We start from the raw sequence: 15,303 nt of genomic DNA, 5'->3' as shown, positions 1-15,303 counted from the left end.
CCCAGCAGCGAGCGGCTACCAGGCCGCGGCCAGGAACCCGAGGGTGATCAGCAGCGGGCCGGCCAGCGCCGCGCCCACCGCCCAGCGGCGGTGCCGGCGCTCCGGCAGTCGGGTGGCGCCGGTCCAGCGGGCGATCCCGGCGGCGCAGCCGGCCACCAGCAGCAGCCCGAGCAGCCAGCGCAGGTGCCGGCCGGCGCCGGAGTCCGCGTAGGCGGTGCCGGCGGCCGGCCCGGTCATCCGGGCGGGCAGCATCGAGCCGGTGGCGGTGCGGTCGGCCGGCACCCCGCTGACCCGCACGCCGTGGGCCAGGAAGCGTTCGCCGTCGGCCAGGAAGAACCCCCGGCAGCGCTGGGTCAGCCCGCCGCCGCTGCAGTCGGTGATCACGGCCGTGCCGCTCGTGCCGTGGCCCACGGCCAGCCAGAGCGGCCCGGCGCTCACCCAGGCGAAGAACGCGGCCAGCAGGCTCAGCGACAGCAGCACGGACAGGCCGGCGACCGGGTCCGGGGGACGGGCCGGACGGGTCCGGTCGGGCCGGGACGCCGACCGGCGCAGCGGCCACCGGCGGGACCGGCGGTGCGGCTCCTCCCGCAGCGGGGTGCCGTCCCAGTGCACCTCCTCGATCGGCGCCCAGGTGGTCCCGCCGTCGACCGCGGCCGACCGCCGGTGCCAGCGTGGCTGCCGGACCGGCACCCGGCGCGGGACGGCGTCCACCGGCGCCCCGGTGGTCGGTTCCACCTCGACGGGCGGGTCCGCCGGGTCCAGCCGGGGCTGGGGAGCCACCCTGCCGCGCGCCGGGGTCGGCCGCGCGGCCTCCCCGGCCGGGGGCGCGGAGGAGGGCCCGCCCGGCCCGGGTGCCGCTGGTCTGCTGGTCACGCCGTTCATTTCACACCGGTGGGACGGGCCCGTCGGGCAGCTCAGGCCGCGTGTCGGCGACAAATCGGGCGTACGGCCGGGGCCGGCGCGTGGGACGCGCCCTATTGGTTCGCCGGTGTCCCGCGGCACTCACTAGGCTTGGCGCTCATGAGTCACGTTCTCGCCGCGGTCGCCTGGCCCTACGCCAACGGCCCGCGCCACATCGGCCACGTATCCGGATTCGGCGTTCCCTCCGACGTCTTCGCCCGGTACATGCGGATGGCCGGTCACGACGTGCTCATGGTCTCCGGCACCGACGAGCACGGCACCCCGATCCAGGTGCAGGCCGACGCCGAGGGGGTCACGCCGCGCGAGCTGGCCGATCGCTACAACCGGGTGATCGCCGAGGACCTGCGGGCGCTGGGCCTGTCGTACGACCTGTTTACCCGGACCACGACCCGCAACCACTACGCGGTGGTGCAGGAGCTGTTCGAGGGGCTGCACCGCAACGGCTACATCGTCCCCAAGGTCACCACCGGGGCGATCTCGCCGTCCACCGGCCGGACCCTGCCCGACCGCTACATCGAGGGCACCTGCCCGATCTGCGGCTACGACAGCGCCCGCGGCGACCAGTGCGACAACTGCGGCAACCAGCTCGACCCGATCGACCTGATCAACCCGAAGTCGAAGATCAACGGCGAGACGCCGGAGTTCGTGGAGACCGAGCACTTCTTCCTGGACCTGCCGGCCCTGGCCGACGCGCTGCGGCAGTGGCTGGACAGCCGGGAGGGCTGGCGCCCCAACGTGCTGCGCTTCTCGCGCAACCTGCTCGACGACCTCCAGCCCCGGGCCATCACCCGGGACCTGGAGTGGGGCGTGCCGATCCCGCTCGACGGCTGGCGCGACCGCCCCGACAAGCGGATCTACGTCTGGTTCGACGCGGTGATCGGCTACCTGTCCGCCTCGATCGAGTGGGCCCGCCGCACCGGCGACCCGGAGGCGTGGCGGAAGTGGTGGTCCGCCGACGGGGAGGGCAAGGACGCCCGGGGCTACTACTTCATGGGCAAGGACAACATCGTCTTCCACTCGGTGATCTGGCCGGCGCTGCTCGACGGCTACTCCGGCGAGGGCTCCCGGGACGGCGAGCCCGGCCGGCTGGGCCGGCTCAACCTGCCCACCGAGGTGGTCTCCAGCGAATACCTGACCATGGAGGGGCGCAAGTTCTCGTCCTCCCGCAAGGTCGTCATCTACGTCCGCGACTTCCTGGCGCGCTACGACGCCGACGCGCTGCGCTACTTCATCGCGGTGGCCGGCCCGGAGAGCAACGACACCGACTTCACCTGGGCCGAGTTCCTCCGCCGCAACAACGACGAGCTGGTCGCCGGCTGGGGCAACCTGGTCAACCGGTCCGTCTCGATGGCGGCGAAGAACTTCGGCGCGATCCCGCCGGTCGACGCGGCCGGGCTCACCGAGGCGGACCGGGCCCTGCTGGGCACCGCGAAGGCCGGCTTCGCCACCGTCGGTGACCTGATCGCCCGGCACCGGCAGAAGCAGGCCATCGGCGAGGCCATGAAGGTCGTCGCCGAGGCCAACAAGTACCTGTCCGAGCAGGCGCCCTGGAAGCTCAAGGGCGAGGACGACAAGCCCCGGATGGGCACCATCCTGCACGTCGCCCTCCAGGTGGTCAGCGACGCCAACACGCTGCTCACCCCGTTCCTGCCGCACTCCGCGCAGAAGATCCACGAGCTGCTCGGCGGCACCGGGGTGCACGCACCGATGCCGGTGATCGAGGAGGTCGAGGACCTCGACGGCGGGCCGGCGTACCCGATCCTGACCGGCGACTACACGGTCGGTGCGCGGTGGGAGTCCGTACCCCTGGAGGTGGGCCGGCCGCTCGCGGCGCCGAAGCCGGTGTTCCGCAAGCTCGACCCGTCGATCGTCGACGAGGAGCTGGCCCGGCTGGCCGGCTGACGGCCTGACACGCCACGCGGCCCCGGGGTGTCCCCGGGGCCGCCGCCGTCGGTGGGTCAGGCGCGGGCCATCTGCGGCGCGCCGATGAACTCCGAGATCGCCTTGTTGACCTCGGTGGGGTGCGTCCACGGCGTGCCGTGCGGCGCACCCTTGAGCATGACCATCCGGCAGTCGGACAGCATGTGCTGCAACCGCTGGCCGGTGGCCGGGAACGGCAGCACGTTGTCCTTGTCGCCCTGGATGATCAGCACCGGGATGTTGATGTTCGGCAGGTCGCCCCGGAAGTCGGTCAGCCAGGCGTCCACGCTGTCGTGGGTTGCCTTCGCCGACCCCTGCGCGCCGATCTGCCAGTGCGCCCGGTACGCCTCCTCGCTCACCCACTTGCCCTTGTTCTCGCTGTAGTTGAAGAACGCGTCGCAGAACTTGGTGAGGTATGCGAACCGGTCCTGGATGATCGCCGCCTTGAACCCGTCGAACAGGCTCTGGTCGACCCCTTCCGGATTGTCGGCCGTCTTCAGCAGGAACGGCGCCAACGGGGCCATCAGCACCGCCCGGTCCACCCGGTCCGACCCGTACGCGCCCAGATAGCGGGTCACCTCGCCGGTGCCCATCGAATGGCCGATCAGGATCGCGTTGCGCAGATCCAGCTCGGTCATCAGCACGTCGAGGTCGGCCGCGAACGTGTTGTAGTCGTAGCCGAACGCCGGTTGGGCGGAGTTGCCGAATCCGCGCCGGTCGTAGGTGATCACCCGGTAGCCGGCCGCGAGCAGCGGGTTGGCCATCTTCTCCCAGGTCGCCCCGTTGAAGGGGAAGCCGTGGATCAGGACGATCGGCTGGCCGGAGCCGTGATCCTCGTAGTAGAGGTCGATGGGTGCGGAATTCTCCGTACCGACGGTGACGAAAGGCATGTCGGGTTCTCTCCCCTTGCGTGCGTCTCGGACGCCCGCGCTTTCCCGGCCCGCTCCCCGTTATGCCGTCCGGTACGGCACATCCACCACCCGGTCGTCGGTCAGCTCGGCGCCCGGCGCCCACGTCTCGTAGACGCCCCGCTCGTGGCACTGTGCCCCCGTCGTGGACACCGCGTCCGGATCCGGCCGGCACAGCCGCAGCCGCAGCCAGCCCGCCTCCTCCCGCAGCACCAGGCAGGGCACCCCGCGCCAGGTCGCGTGGCGCAGCCGGCGGGCCGCCGACTCCACCGGGTAGCGGGCGGCCCGGGTCATGGCCAGCAGCCGGAAACCGCCGGGCTGGTCGGCGACCGCCTCGTACTCGACGCCGCCGTACCCGCCGACCAGCTGGGTGGAGCGGGGCGCGTCGCCGGTCGGCACGTACTCCTGGTCGGGGGAGAGGCCGGGCACCGCGGCGAGCAGGTGCCGCCACTGCGGGCCGACCATGCGCAGCCAGCCCCGCTGCTCCGCCTGGTAGGTGTAGAGCACCACCTCCACCCCCTCCGCCGGGTAGGCGAGCAGGGTGGCGTTCGCCGGCATCGGCAGGTCGGCGAAGTCGCGGGTGACGAACTCCGGGATGAGCTGGGCGTTGCTCGGCACGAACCCGGTGCCCAGCACCGGCGGCCCGAGCCGGTCCCGCGGCGGCAGCGCCGTCAGCCCCCGGTGCGCCGGCCCGACCGGCACGTCGTAGTCCGCCGGGTCGGTGGCGCGCCAGCGCAGCGCGTACGCCACGTCGCCGCCCTCCGAGTCGCCCCGCAGCACCGCCATCCCGGCCGGGGTGCGCAGGTGCGCCACGTCGTGCTCCCGGTGGCAGAAGCCGTGCGGCAGCCAGCCCCGCACGTAGCCGGCGAGCTGGCGGGCGGAGAGCACCTTCACCATCCGGGTGCCCGGCCGGATCACCGCCGAGCCGCGCACCGCCGCGAGATGCGGGTCGCCCGCCGCACCGGGCTGCTGGCTGAGCTGGTGCAGGTACGCCCAGCCGTGCTCCCGGTGCAGCGGCATGAGCAGCGGCGGGTCGGCGTCCTCCGTCGGCTCGGCCGCCCCGTGCACCGCGCTCACCTCGGTGACGTGCACGAACTTCCGCCACGGGTACGCCACCCCGGGCCGGGGCGCCCACTCGAACCCGGGCGCCTCCTCGGCGCTGAACAGCTCGTACGCCGCGCCCCGGGCGATCTCCTCCGCCGGGTGGACGCGGCCGTCGTACGTCACGCGCAGCCCGGTCCGCTCGGGGGCGGCCTCGCCGGCCTGAGGAGTGACGGTCACCCACGGACCGTAGGCGCGACAGATGTGGTGCAGGTGAACAGTCGGTGGCGGTCCGGAAACGCCGCCCCCGGCGGTGTGTGATGCTGGCCGCGATGAGCGAGCAGACCGAAACCCGCAAGCAGCGCGCCGCCCGCCGGGCCGGCGAGTTCCCGCCCGCCCCGGAGCCGCTGGCGGTGCCCGTGCTGGACAGCCACACCCACCTCGACATCACGGTGAGCGAGGCCGGCGTACCGGGCGGGCCCGCCGACGACCCGGTGGCCGCGGCCGTCGCGGTGGCCGCCGGCGTGGGCGTGGACCGGCTCGTCCAGGTGGGCGTCGACGTCGAGTCGTCCCGGTGGGGCGCCGACGTCGCCGAGCGCTACGGCGCGGTGCTGGCCACCGTGGCGCTGCACCCGAACGAGGCGCCCCGGCTGGCCGACCTGGACGAGGCGTTGCGCGCGATCGAGGCGCTCGCCGGCCGCGACCGGGTCCGGGGCATCGGCGAGACCGGGATGGACTTCTTCCGCACCGGCGACGAGGGGCGGGCCGCGCAGGAGGAGAGCTTCCGGGCGCACATCGCCATCGCCAAGCGGCACGGCAAGGCACTGGTCATCCACGACCGGGACGCGCACGCCGACGTGCTGCGGATCCTCGACGACGAGGGCGCCCCAGACACCGTGGTGCTGCACTGCTTCTCCGGCGACGCCGACTTCGCCCGCGAGTGCGTCCGCCGGGGCTACCTGCTCAGCTTCGCCGGCACGGTCACCTTCGGCAGCGCCACGGCCCTGCGGGAGGCGGCCGCCGTCACCCCGCCCGGGCAACTGCTCGTGGAGACCGACGCGCCGTACCTCACCCCGATGCCGCACCGGGGGCGGCCGAACGCCTCCTACCTCATCCCGCTGACCGTCCGGTTCCTGGCCGAGACCACCGGGGCGGACCTCGACGAACTCTGCGCGGCGATCTCCGCGACCGGCGAGCGCGCGTTCGGGCCGTGGTGAAAGGATGCCCGGCGTGACCGGACTCCTCGGCCCGGCGGAGATCCGGGAACTCGCCGCGCGGCTCGGCGTCACGCCGACCAAGAAGCTCGGCCAGAACTTCGTGCACGACCCCAACACGGTCCGCCGGATCGTCACCACGGCCGGGCTCGCCCCGGACGACGTGGCGCTGGAGGTCGGCCCCGGCCTCGGCTCGCTCACCCTGGCCCTGCTGCCGGTGGCCGCGCACGTGCACGCCGTCGAACTCGACCCGGCCCTGGCCGCCGCGCTGCCGGAGACCGCCGAGCGGTTCGCCGGCCCGGACGCCGCCCGGCTCACCGTGCACCCCGCCGACGCGCTGCGGGTCACCGCCGCCGAGCTGGCCGACCCGGCGCCGACCGCGCTGGTGGCGAACCTGCCCTACAACGTGGCCGTGCCGGTGGTGCTGCACCTGCTCGCCGAGCTGCCCACCCTGCGCCACGGCCTCGTGATGGTGCAGAAGGAGGTCGCCGACCGGCTCGTCGCCGGTCCCGGCTCCAAGGTGTACGGCATCCCGTCGGTCAAGCTCGCCTGGTACGCCCGCTCCCGGGCCGCCGGCAAGGTCCCGCCGAACGTCTTCTGGCCGGTGCCGAACGTCGACTCCGGACTGGTCGCCTTCACCCGGCGCGAGCCGCCCCGCGCCGACGTACCCCGGGAGGCCGTCTTCGCGGTGGTCGACGCGGCGTTCGCGCAGCGCCGCAAGACCCTGCGGGCCGCCCTGGCGGGCTGGGCCGGCGGCGCGGACCGGGCCGCCGCGGCGCTCACGGCCGCCGGCGTCGACCCCGGCGCGCGCGGCGAGTCACTGACCGTCGAGCAGTTCGCCGCCATCGCCGCGTCGGCCCCGGCCGCTTCCGCGGCCGCCCAGTAGGCTGGCGCCGTTGCCGACCCCGCCGAGGAGCTGACCGTGCAGAAGCCGTTCGACATCCGCCTGCGCCCGCGGGACATCGTCCCGTGACCGAGGCCTGGCGACCGGACGACGAGGACGGGCAGCGGCGCGGGGCGAGCGGCCCGGTGAAGGTGCGGGTGCCGGCCAAGGTCAACCTGCACCTCGGGGTGGGCCCGCTGCGCCGGGACGGCTACCACGAACTGAACACCGTCTACCACGCGATCTCCATCTACGACGAGCTGACCGCCCGCCGGGGCGACACGCTGACCCTCACCATGGAGGGCGAGGGCGCCGGCGAGCTGGCCCTGGACGACTCCAACCTGGCCATCCGGGCCGCCCACGCCCTCGCCGGCTACGCGGGCGTCCTGCCGCACGCCCGGCTGCACCTGCGCAAGCAGATCCCGCTCGCCGGCGGGCTGGCCGGGGGCAGCGCCGACGCGGCCGCCGCGCTGGTCGCCTGCGACGCGCTCTGGGGCACCGGGCTGTCCCGCGACGAACTGGCCGGGATCGCCGCCGACCTCGGCTCCGACGTGCCGTTCCTCATTTACGGCGGCACCGCGCTGGGCACCGGGCGCGGCGAGGCGGTCAGCCCGGTGCTGGCCCGCCCCACCTCCTGGCACTGGGTGGTGGCCCTCGCCGACGGCGGCCTCTCCACCCCGGCCGCCTACCGGGAGCTGGACCGGCTCCGTGACGCCGGCACCGCGGGGGAGCCGCTGGGCAGCACCGACGGGCTGCTGGGCGCGCTGCGCCAGCGCGACCCGCGGGTGCTCGCCGCCACGCTCGGCAACGACCTCCAGGCCGCCGCGCTGGCCATGCGCCCGTCGCTGGCCGGGACGCTCAAGGTGGGGGAGGCGGCCGGGGCGCTCGCCGGCCTCGTCTCCGGCTCCGGCCCGACCTGCGTCTTCCTCGCCACCGACGAGGCGCACGCCGTGCGGATCGCCGCCGACCTGTCCGCCGCCGGCGTCTGCCGGGAGGCGCGGGTCGCGCACGGCCCGGTCCCCGGCGCCCGCATCGTCTGAACCCCGCCCCGCCCGGTCCGCGTACCCTTGACGTGGGCGTCCCGGGCACCGGGGCGCCTTTGATCATGAAAGGTGGGTTCGTGGCCAACATCGTCAACCTGGACCGGGTGTCCAAGGGGTACGGCGCCGCCGGGCAGCTGCTGACCGACGTATCGCTCGGCCTCGACGACGCCGACCGGGTCGGCGTGGTCGGCCTCAACGGCGCCGGCAAGTCCACCCTGCTCCGCCTGCTCACCAAGCAGGAGGAGCCCGACGACGGCCGCGTCACCCACCGCCGTGACCTGCGGGTCTCCTGGCTGCCGCAGAGCCTGGACCTCGCCCCCGAGGCCACCGTGCGGGACGTGGTGCTCGGCACCGCCTGGCTCCGCGAGAGCATGGGCGCCGAGCACGAGTGGGCCGGCGACGCGGGCGTCCGGGCCATCCTCGACGGCCTCGGCATGCCCCACCTCGGCCTGGACGCGGCGGTCGGGACGATGTCCGGTGGCGAACGCCGCCGGGTCGCGCTCGCCGCGCTGCTGGTCCGCGAAGCCGACCTGCTCATCCTCGACGAGCCCACCAACCACCTCGACGTCGGCGGCGTCGACTGGCTGGCCCGGCACCTCGTCACCCGCAAGGGCGCGCTCGTCGTGGTCACCCACGACCGCTGGTTCCTCGACGCCGTCTGCACCACCACCTGGGAGGTCGCCGACCAGGCGGTCCGGGCCTACGAGGGCGGCTTCGCCGCGTGGACCCTGGCCCGCGTCGAGCGGCAGCGGATCGCCGCCGCCACCGAGGCCCGCCGCCAGAACCTGCTCCGCAAGGAGATCGCCTGGCTGCGCCGGGGCCCGCCGGCCCGTACCTCGAAGCCGAAGTTCCGGATCGACGCCGCCAACGCGCTGATCGCCGACGTGCCGGAGCCGCGCGACACCATGTCGCTGCAACGGCTCGCCACCGCCCGGCTCGGCAAGCAGGTGTACGACCTCGACCAGGTCACCCTGCACGCCGGCCCGAAGGAGATCCTGCACGGCGTCACCTGGCAGGTCGGCCCCGGCGACCGGGTCGCGATCCTGGGCCGCAACGGCGCCGGCAAGACCACCCTGCTGCGGATGCTCGCCGGGGTGACCCGCCCCGACGGCGGGCGGTTCGCCGCCGGGCAGACCGTCCGCCCCGCGTTCCTCTCCCAGGAACTCGCCGAACTCCCCGGCCACCTGCGCGTCCTCGAAGCCGTCGAGGAGGTGGCCCGGCGGGTCCAGCTCGGCGACCGGGAGATCAGCGCCGCCCAGCTCGCCGAGGTCTTCGGTTTCGACGACCGGCGGCTCTGGACCCCGGTCAGCGACCTCTCCGGCGGCGAGCGCCGCCGGCTCCAGATGCTGCGGCTGCTCGCCGGCGAGCCCAACGTGCTCCTCCTCGACGAGCCCACCAACGACCTGGACACCGACACCCTCGCCGCGCTGGAGGACCTGCTCGACTCCTGGCCCGGCACGATCGTGGTGGCCAGCCACGACCGCTACCTGATCGAGCGGGTCACCGACGTCGCGTACGGGATGTTGGGCGACGGCCGGCTGGTGCACCTCCCCGGCGGCGTCGACGAGTACCTGGCCCGCGCCGCCGCGCGCGGCGGCCCCGCGCCCGCGGACCTCACCCCGGCCGCGGCCGCCCCGGCCCGGGAGGGCATGTCCGCCGCCGAGGTACGCACCGCCAAGAAGGAGCTCAGCCGGCTGGAACGGCAGATCGCCAAGCTCGAACAGAAGGAGGCGACGCTGCACGAGCGGCTCGCCGCGAACGCCACGGACTACGCGAAGGTCGCCGAGCTGGACGCCCAGCTCAAGGAGGTCCGCGCCGAGCGGGACCGCACCGAGGAGGCCTGGCTGGCCCTCGCCGAGGAACTGCCGGCCGGCTGACACCGACCCGCCGGTGGGGGGTGTGCGGCGTCACTGACGGGCGTGCGGGACAATCGCAGGCGACCCCTCTTCCGTTCGGTCTTGGAGACGCACAGATGGCCCACACCCCCGTCAACCACCCCGCGCGGCCTGTCTACCGGGCGATCGGCGGGCTCGTTGGTCTGTACTTCGTCGTCTTCGGCGTGCTCGGCATCATCGCCAGCGCCGGCAACGACGTCCTCGCCCAGGACGACACCAAGGTTCTCGGCCAGGGCACCAACCTCGGCTTCTCGATGCTCGCCATCCTGCTCGGCGCCGGGATCCTGGTCGGCACCGTGATCGGCCGCAACCTCGACGTGGCGATCAACCAGTGGCTGGCCTACGCCCTGATGGTCCTCGGCCTGGCCGAGCTGGCGTTCCTCCACACCGACGCCAACATCTTCAACTTCTCGATCATGACCGACATCGTGGTGCTCACCCTGTCCCTGGTGCTCCTGATGGTCGGCATGTACGGCAAGGTCGGCACCGACGACGAGCACGAGGCCTGGCAGAAGGCCCGCCTGGTGCTCTGACCCGCAGCCACCCCCGAAGGCCCGGCGCCCGCCGGGCCTTCGGCGTTTTCCGGGGACGGGAGCGGGTGACACGGGGGACAATTGCGTCAAACCAGTCAGCCGACCGGAGGTTCCCATGGCGCACTTCCCGGTGAACCACCCCGCACGGCCGCTCTACCGGGTGCTGTCCGGCCTCATCGGCCTCTACATCCTGGTCTTCGGCGTCTACGGGGTCTTCGAGACCTGGGGCGACGGGCTGTTCAGCCGGGAGGACACCACGGCTCTCGGCCTGCGCACCAACCTGGCGTTCGCCCTGGTCTCCGTGATCTTCGGCGCCTTCCTCATCATCGGCGCGTCCCGCCGCGGCAACCTCGGCCACTACATGAACCTGACCGCCGGGGCGGTCTTCCTGGTCACCGGCATCCTCATGATGGCCGTGCTGCAGACGTCGGCGAACTTCCTCAACTTCTCGATGGCCACCGTCCTCATCTCGCTGGTGTTCGGGCTGGTCCTGCTCGCCACCGGCCTCTACGACAAGGTCGGCACGGACGAGCACGCCGCGGAGGAACGGCGCCGCCGCGAGCACCCGGTCGCCGAGGCCCACCGCTGAACCCGGCTCAGCTCTGCCGGGCTGAACCGGCTCAGCTCCGCTTGCGGACGGTGATCAGACCCGGCTTCGCCTCCAGGTGCGACAGGCCGTTCCAGGCCAGGTTCACCAGGTGCGCCGCCACCGTCTCCTTCCGCGGCTTGCGCACCTCCAACCACCAACGCCCGGTCAACGCCACCATGCCCACCAGCGCCTGCGAGTACAGCTCCGCCAGCTTCGGGTCGTAGCCGCGGCTGGAGAACTCCGCACCCAGGATGTGCTCCACCTGATGCGCCACATCGTTCATCACGCTGCTGAAGTTGCCCGTCGCCGACATCAACGGCGACTCCCGGACCAGCACCCGGAACCCGCTGGTCTCCTCCTCGATGTACGTCAGCAGCGTCAACGCCGCCTGCTCCAGCAACTCCCGCGGATGCCCCGCCGTCAACGCCGTGGTGATCCGGTCCAGCAGCGAACGGACCTCCCGGTCCACCACCACCGCGTAGAGCCCCTCCTTGCCGCCGAAGTGCTCGTACACCACCGGCTTGGACACCTTCGCCCGCGCCGACACCTCCTCGATCGAGGTGGCGTCGAACCCGCGCTCGGCGAAGATCTGCCGGGCGATCGAGATCAGTTGCTCGCGCCGCTGGGTCGCGGACATCCGAACCCGGGAAGGCTTCGCCGCCGGGACGGCCCGCCTGCGGGCGGAGCTGGCGTCGCTGCCGGGAACGTCGGTCACCCGGCCCATCCTGCCAAACCCCACCCGCTCCGACCGACCGGTTACCGCGCCGGTCGGCCGCGCACCCGCCCCGGCTCCACCAGCTTCGCCGTGATCCGCTCCGGTTTCGGCCACCGCACCGACCAGGCCGCACCGACCTTCTCCAGCAGCCAGATCACCCGCGCCGACGGATCGACCTGCCCGCGCAGCACCCCGTGGCGCGCGCTCGTCGGCTCGGCGTGGTGCAGGTTGTGCCAGCTCTCCCCGAACGACAGCAACGCCAACGGCCAGAAGTTCGACGCCCGGTCGCCCTGCCGCACCGCGAACGGGCGCTCACCGTAGACGTGACACACCGAGTTGATCGACCAGGTGACGTGGTGCAGCAGCGCGATCCGGACCAGCCCGCCCCAGAAGAACGCCGTGAACGCGCCCTGCCACGACCCGGTGAGCAGCCCGCCCATCGCCGCCGGCCCGAGCACCGAGACCACCACCAGCACCGGGAACGACCGGTCGACGCGGCGGGTGATCGGATCGGCGAGCAGGTCCGGCGCGAACCGTTCCCGGTTCGACAACTCCCGGTTGAACAGCCAGCCGACGTGCGCGTGGAACAGCCCCTTCGTCAGCCCGCCGATGCTCTCCCCGAACCGCCACGGCGAGTGCGGGTCGCCCTCCTGGTCGGAGAACGCGTGATGCCGCCGGTGGTCGGCCACCCACTGGATGATCTCGCCCTGCACGGCGAACGAGCCCGCCACCGCCAGGGCCGCCCGCAGCCACGGTTTCGCCTTGAACGAGCCGTGGGTGAAGTAGCGGTGGTAGCCGACCGTGATGCCCAGGCCGGACAGGACGTACCAGAATCCGGCCACCAGCACGTCGGTCCAGCCCAGCCAGCCGCCCCAGGCCACCGGCACGGCGGCCAGCAGGGCGAGGAACGGTACGACCACGAAGGCCCACAGTGCGATCAGGATGCCGGGTGACTGGTGGCCCTGGGTGAGTGGCTTGGGGCCGCTGTCCGGGCCGGTCAGGGTGGTCGACATGGCACCTCCCAGTGGTACGGGGTACGCCTACGTCACCGTAACCAGGAGCGCCCTAGATCGCAGCGGACACGTCGCTCCGTCGATGGCCATACCTGTCGCACGCGTGTCCTAACCTGCCGGAGTGACCGACCACGACCGTGCCGTCACCGGCTCCCCTCCCTACCGTGGCCGCAAGCCCGCGCTGCACGCGCAGGCCCTCCTCCTGCGTCAGGAGGGCTGCCCGGTGGGCGAGATCGCGGAGCGGCTCCGGGTGTCGAAGTCCACCGCCTACCTCTGGACGCGGCACCTGCCGCTCGACCCGGAGCTGGTGTCACGGAGACGCCAGGCCGGTCAGCGCGCACGCGCGGATGCCCAGTGGGGCGCGCACCGGGCCGCACGTGACGCCGCGCGGACCGAGACCGTCGCGGCGGCCGCACGGTGGGTTCGTCGACTGAGTTACCGCGAGCTGGTGCTGATCGGCGCGGCGATCTACTGGTGTGAGGGTGGCAAGGCCAAGCCGTGGCGTCCGCACGACTGCCACATCAAGTTCGTGAACAGCGACCCGATGCTGGTGGCGCTCTTCCTGCGCTTCCTCGACGCGCTCGGCGTCCCGCCGGCGGACCGGCGTTACCGCGTGAGCATCCACGAGACCGCCGACGCGGTGGCGGCGGTCCGCTGGTGGGCGGATCAGATCGGAGTCCCACCCGAGCGGTTCCAGCGCACCTCCCTGAAACGGCATCGGCCGCTCACCATCCGCAAGAACGTCGGCACCGACTACCGCGGCTGCCTCACCGTGCACGTGGTGGGTGCGAGTCGGGTCTACTGGAGGGTCGAGGGGATCATGAAGGGAATGACCGATGAGGATCCACCTCACGACCGGTAAGGTGTAGGCAGCCGCCGAGCGGGCTCCCTTTTGCCCGTTTTCGACCTTCCCGGGTCGTCTAATGGCAGGACGTCAGGTTTTGGTCCTGATTATAGGGGTTCGAATCCTCTCCCGGGAGCTTCCGCTGTTTGCATCCGGTCGCGTGGTTAGCATGGCCGCGAGACTGTCGCCGTCCCGACTGGAGCCACGTCGTGTCCCAGCCCCACCTCCGCACCGTTGTCGTGCTCGCCGCCGGTGAGGGCAAGCGGATGAAGTCGGCCCTGCCCAAGGTGCTGCACCCGCTGCTCGGTCGTACCCTCCTCGGCCACGTGCTGGCCGCGGCCGCGCCGCTCGGCGCGGACCGCCAGGTGGTCGTGGTCGGCCACGGCGCCGACCAGGTGCGCGCGCACCTGGCCGAGATCGCCCCGGCGGCCACCCCCGTGCTGCAGGAGCGGCAGCTCGGCACCGGGCACGCGGTCCGGATCGCGCTGGACGCGGTCCCGGAGGCCGCCGGCACGGTCGTGGTGATCAACGGGGATGTGCCGCTGCTGCGGCCGGAGACCGTTGCGGCCCTGGTCGAGGCGCACGAGAGCGCCGGCGCGGCGGCGACCGTGCTGGCCGCCGAGGTGCCCGACCCGACCGGCCTGGGCCGGATCGTGCGGGACGCGCAGGGGCGGCTGGCGCAGATCGTCGAGGAGCGTGACGCCACCCCGGAGCAGCGTGCGCTGCGGGAGATCAACGCGGGCATCTACGCGTTCGACGTGGCGCGGCTGCGGGACGCGCTGGGCAAGCTCTCGACGGACAACGAGCAGGGCGAGGAGTACCTGACCGACGTGTTCGGCCTGCTCCGGGACGCGGGGGAGCCGGTGGCGGTGCACTGCGCGGCCGATCACGTGGAGACGCTGGGCTGCAACGACCGGGTCGAGCTGGCGGCGCTGCGGCGGCTGCTGCGGGACCGGGTGAACGAGGGCTGGATGCGGACCGGGGTGAGCATCCTGGACCCGCACACCACCTGGATCGACGTGACGGTGACCGTCGAGCGGGACGCGGTGATCGACCAGAACACGCAGTTGCAGGGCGCGACGGTGGTCGGCGCGGGTGCGCTGGTCGGTCCGGACACCACGCTGGTGGACACCACGGTGGGCGCGGGCGCGAGCGTGGTGCGCAGCCACGCGGTGGGCGCCGAGGTGGGCCCGGAGGCCAGTGTCGGGCCGTACGCGTACCTGCGGCCGGAGTCGCGGCTGGGCCGGAAGGCGAAGGTCGGCACGTTCGTGGAGACGAAGAAGGCCGCCATCGGCGAGGGGTCGAAGGTGCCGCACCTGTCGTACGTGGGTGACGCGACGATCGGCGAGCACAGCAACATCGGCGCGGCGACGGTGTTCGTCAACTACGACGGGGTGAAGAAGCACCACACCACGATCGGCAGTCACGCGCGCACCGGGGCGGACAACATGTTCGTGGCGCCGGTGCGGGTGGGTGACGGCGCGTACACGGCGGCCGGCTCGGTGATCATCTCGGATGTGCCGGCGGGCGCCATGGCGGTGGCCCGGGGTCAGCAGCGCAACGTCGAGGGCTGGGTGCTGCGCAAGCGGTCCGGCACGGCGGCCGCGGAGGCGGCGCAGCGGGCCCGCGAGGGTGCGTCGGACCCGGCCGGTGCCGCAAGCGAAGGTGACTGAATCCACGGGGGACCGGAGACCGTGGGAGGACCGGTGAACGCGGGGGATACTGCAACCGAATAGTCCCCGGCTCACCGCCGCCGGGAACCACCGACATACGGGAGCAGACGG

General features: G+C 73.1%; 13 protein-coding genes, 1 tRNA gene and 1 pseudogene. 10 read left to right on the top strand and 5 right to left on the bottom strand.

The features are described from left to right. Nucleotides 1-15 precede the first annotated feature (15 nt). A complete protein-coding gene (locus NFX44_RS31195; RefSeq protein WP_262287178.1) occupies nucleotides 16-882 on the bottom strand; it encodes a hypothetical protein in 867 nt (288 codons plus the stop codon). Nucleotides 883-1,020: 138 nt separating this feature from the next. Between NFX44_RS31195 and metG the strand changes: the two genes are divergently transcribed. Continuing rightward, a complete protein-coding gene (gene metG, locus NFX44_RS31190; protein ID WP_262287177.1) occupies nucleotides 1,021-2,823 on the top strand; it encodes a methionine--tRNA ligase in 1,803 nt (600 codons plus the stop codon). Between the two features lie 56 nt (nucleotides 2,824-2,879). On the opposite strand, the gene NFX44_RS31185 is transcribed toward metG, so the two are convergent. After that, nucleotides 2,880-3,731 (bottom strand): alpha/beta fold hydrolase, encoded by an 852-nt coding sequence (locus NFX44_RS31185; RefSeq protein ID WP_262287176.1) that lies wholly within the window; start codon nucleotides 3,729-3,731, stop codon nucleotides 2,880-2,882. A gap of 60 nt (nucleotides 3,732-3,791) precedes the next feature. Beyond that, nucleotides 3,792-5,030: a hypothetical protein gene (locus NFX44_RS31180; RefSeq protein ID WP_262287175.1), complete on the bottom strand. Its 1,239-nt coding sequence runs from the start codon at nucleotides 5,028-5,030 to the stop codon at nucleotides 3,792-3,794. An 80-nt stretch (nucleotides 5,031-5,110) separates the two neighbouring features. Between NFX44_RS31180 and NFX44_RS31175 the strand changes: the two genes are divergently transcribed. The 6 genes from NFX44_RS31175 to NFX44_RS31150 all read left to right on the top strand — a co-directional run bounded on the left by NFX44_RS31175 (nucleotide 5,111) and on the right by NFX44_RS31150 (nucleotide 10,947). Beyond that, a complete protein-coding gene (locus NFX44_RS31175) occupies nucleotides 5,111-6,007 on the top strand; it encodes a TatD family hydrolase (RefSeq protein ID WP_262287174.1) in 897 nt (298 codons plus the stop codon). Nucleotides 6,008-6,020: 13 nt separating this feature from the next. After that, nucleotides 6,021-6,890 carry a 16S rRNA (adenine(1518)-N(6)/adenine(1519)-N(6))-dimethyltransferase RsmA gene (gene rsmA / locus NFX44_RS31170; RefSeq protein ID WP_262287173.1) on the top strand — a complete coding sequence of 290 codons (870 nt, stop codon included), beginning with the start codon at nucleotides 6,021-6,023 and terminating at the stop codon, nucleotides 6,888-6,890. Nucleotides 6,891-6,973: 83 nt separating this feature from the next. Then, nucleotides 6,974-7,927 carry a 4-(cytidine 5'-diphospho)-2-C-methyl-D-erythritol kinase gene (locus NFX44_RS31165; RefSeq protein ID WP_262287172.1) on the top strand — a complete coding sequence of 318 codons (954 nt, stop codon included), beginning with the start codon at nucleotides 6,974-6,976 and terminating at the stop codon, nucleotides 7,925-7,927. Between the two features lie 80 nt (nucleotides 7,928-8,007). Further along, complete coding sequence (locus NFX44_RS31160) at nucleotides 8,008-9,807, top strand: ABC-F family ATP-binding cassette domain-containing protein (RefSeq protein WP_262287171.1); 1,800 nt, start codon at nucleotides 8,008-8,010, stop codon at nucleotides 9,805-9,807. Nucleotides 9,808-9,902: 95 nt separating this feature from the next. Continuing rightward, on the top strand, nucleotides 9,903-10,358 hold the full coding sequence (locus tag NFX44_RS31155) for a DUF4383 domain-containing protein (RefSeq protein WP_262287170.1): 456 nt from the start codon (nucleotides 9,903-9,905) through the stop codon (nucleotides 10,356-10,358). Nucleotides 10,359-10,473: 115 nt separating this feature from the next. Then, nucleotides 10,474-10,947 carry a DUF4383 domain-containing protein gene (locus NFX44_RS31150; protein ID WP_262287169.1) on the top strand — a complete coding sequence of 158 codons (474 nt, stop codon included), beginning with the start codon at nucleotides 10,474-10,476 and terminating at the stop codon, nucleotides 10,945-10,947. A 31-nt stretch (nucleotides 10,948-10,978) separates the two neighbouring features. Here the strand turns inward: NFX44_RS31150 and NFX44_RS31145 are convergent, their stop codons facing one another. After that, complete coding sequence (locus tag NFX44_RS31145) at nucleotides 10,979-11,662, bottom strand: TetR/AcrR family transcriptional regulator (protein WP_262287168.1); 684 nt, start codon at nucleotides 11,660-11,662, stop codon at nucleotides 10,979-10,981. Nucleotides 11,663-11,703: 41 nt separating this feature from the next. After that, entirely contained in the window at nucleotides 11,704-12,675 is a 972-nt protein-coding gene (locus NFX44_RS31140; RefSeq protein WP_262287167.1) for an acyl-CoA desaturase, read from the bottom strand. Between the two features lie 121 nt (nucleotides 12,676-12,796). Here NFX44_RS31140 and NFX44_RS31135 point away from each other — a divergent pair, with 121 nt between their 5' ends. From NFX44_RS31135 to glmU, 3 genes and pseudogenes are all read left to right on the top strand, one after another. Beyond that, nucleotides 12,797-13,537: a helix-turn-helix domain-containing protein gene (locus tag NFX44_RS31135; protein WP_262287166.1), complete on the top strand. Its 741-nt coding sequence runs from the start codon at nucleotides 12,797-12,799 to the stop codon at nucleotides 13,535-13,537. A 47-nt stretch (nucleotides 13,538-13,584) separates the two neighbouring features. Next, nucleotides 13,585-13,655, top strand: a tRNA-Gln gene (locus NFX44_RS31130). A gap of 73 nt (nucleotides 13,656-13,728) precedes the next feature. Then, nucleotides 13,729-15,255, top strand: a pseudogene (glmU, locus tag NFX44_RS31125) (bifunctional UDP-N-acetylglucosamine diphosphorylase/glucosamine-1-phosphate N-acetyltransferase GlmU). Nucleotides 15,256-15,303 lie beyond the last annotated feature (48 nt).

This window comes from Micromonospora sp. MA102 (assembly GCF_025460765.1).
Lineage (GTDB): Bacteria > Actinomycetota > Actinomycetes > Mycobacteriales > Micromonosporaceae > Micromonospora > Micromonospora halotolerans.
This window is presented reverse-complemented; position numbering and strand designations above follow the sequence as displayed.

Coding starts and splice junctions, on each gene's coding strand:
- NFX44_RS31195 (WP_262287178.1), bottom strand. CDS start 882: ATGAACGGCGTGACCAGCAGACCAGCGGCACCCGGGCCGGGCGGGCCC.
- metG (WP_262287177.1), top strand. CDS start 1,021: ATGAGTCACGTTCTCGCCGCGGTCGCCTGGCCCTACGCCAACGGCCCG.
- NFX44_RS31185 (WP_262287176.1), bottom strand. CDS start 3,731: ATGCCTTTCGTCACCGTCGGTACGGAGAATTCCGCACCCATCGACCTC.
- NFX44_RS31175 (WP_262287174.1), top strand. CDS start 5,111: ATGCTGGCCGCGATGAGCGAGCAGACCGAAACCCGCAAGCAGCGCGCC.
- NFX44_RS31155 (WP_262287170.1), top strand. CDS start 9,903: ATGGCCCACACCCCCGTCAACCACCCCGCGCGGCCTGTCTACCGGGCG.
- NFX44_RS31150 (WP_262287169.1), top strand. CDS start 10,474: ATGGCGCACTTCCCGGTGAACCACCCCGCACGGCCGCTCTACCGGGTG.
- NFX44_RS31140 (WP_262287167.1), bottom strand. CDS start 12,675: ATGTCGACCACCCTGACCGGCCCGGACAGCGGCCCCAAGCCACTCACC.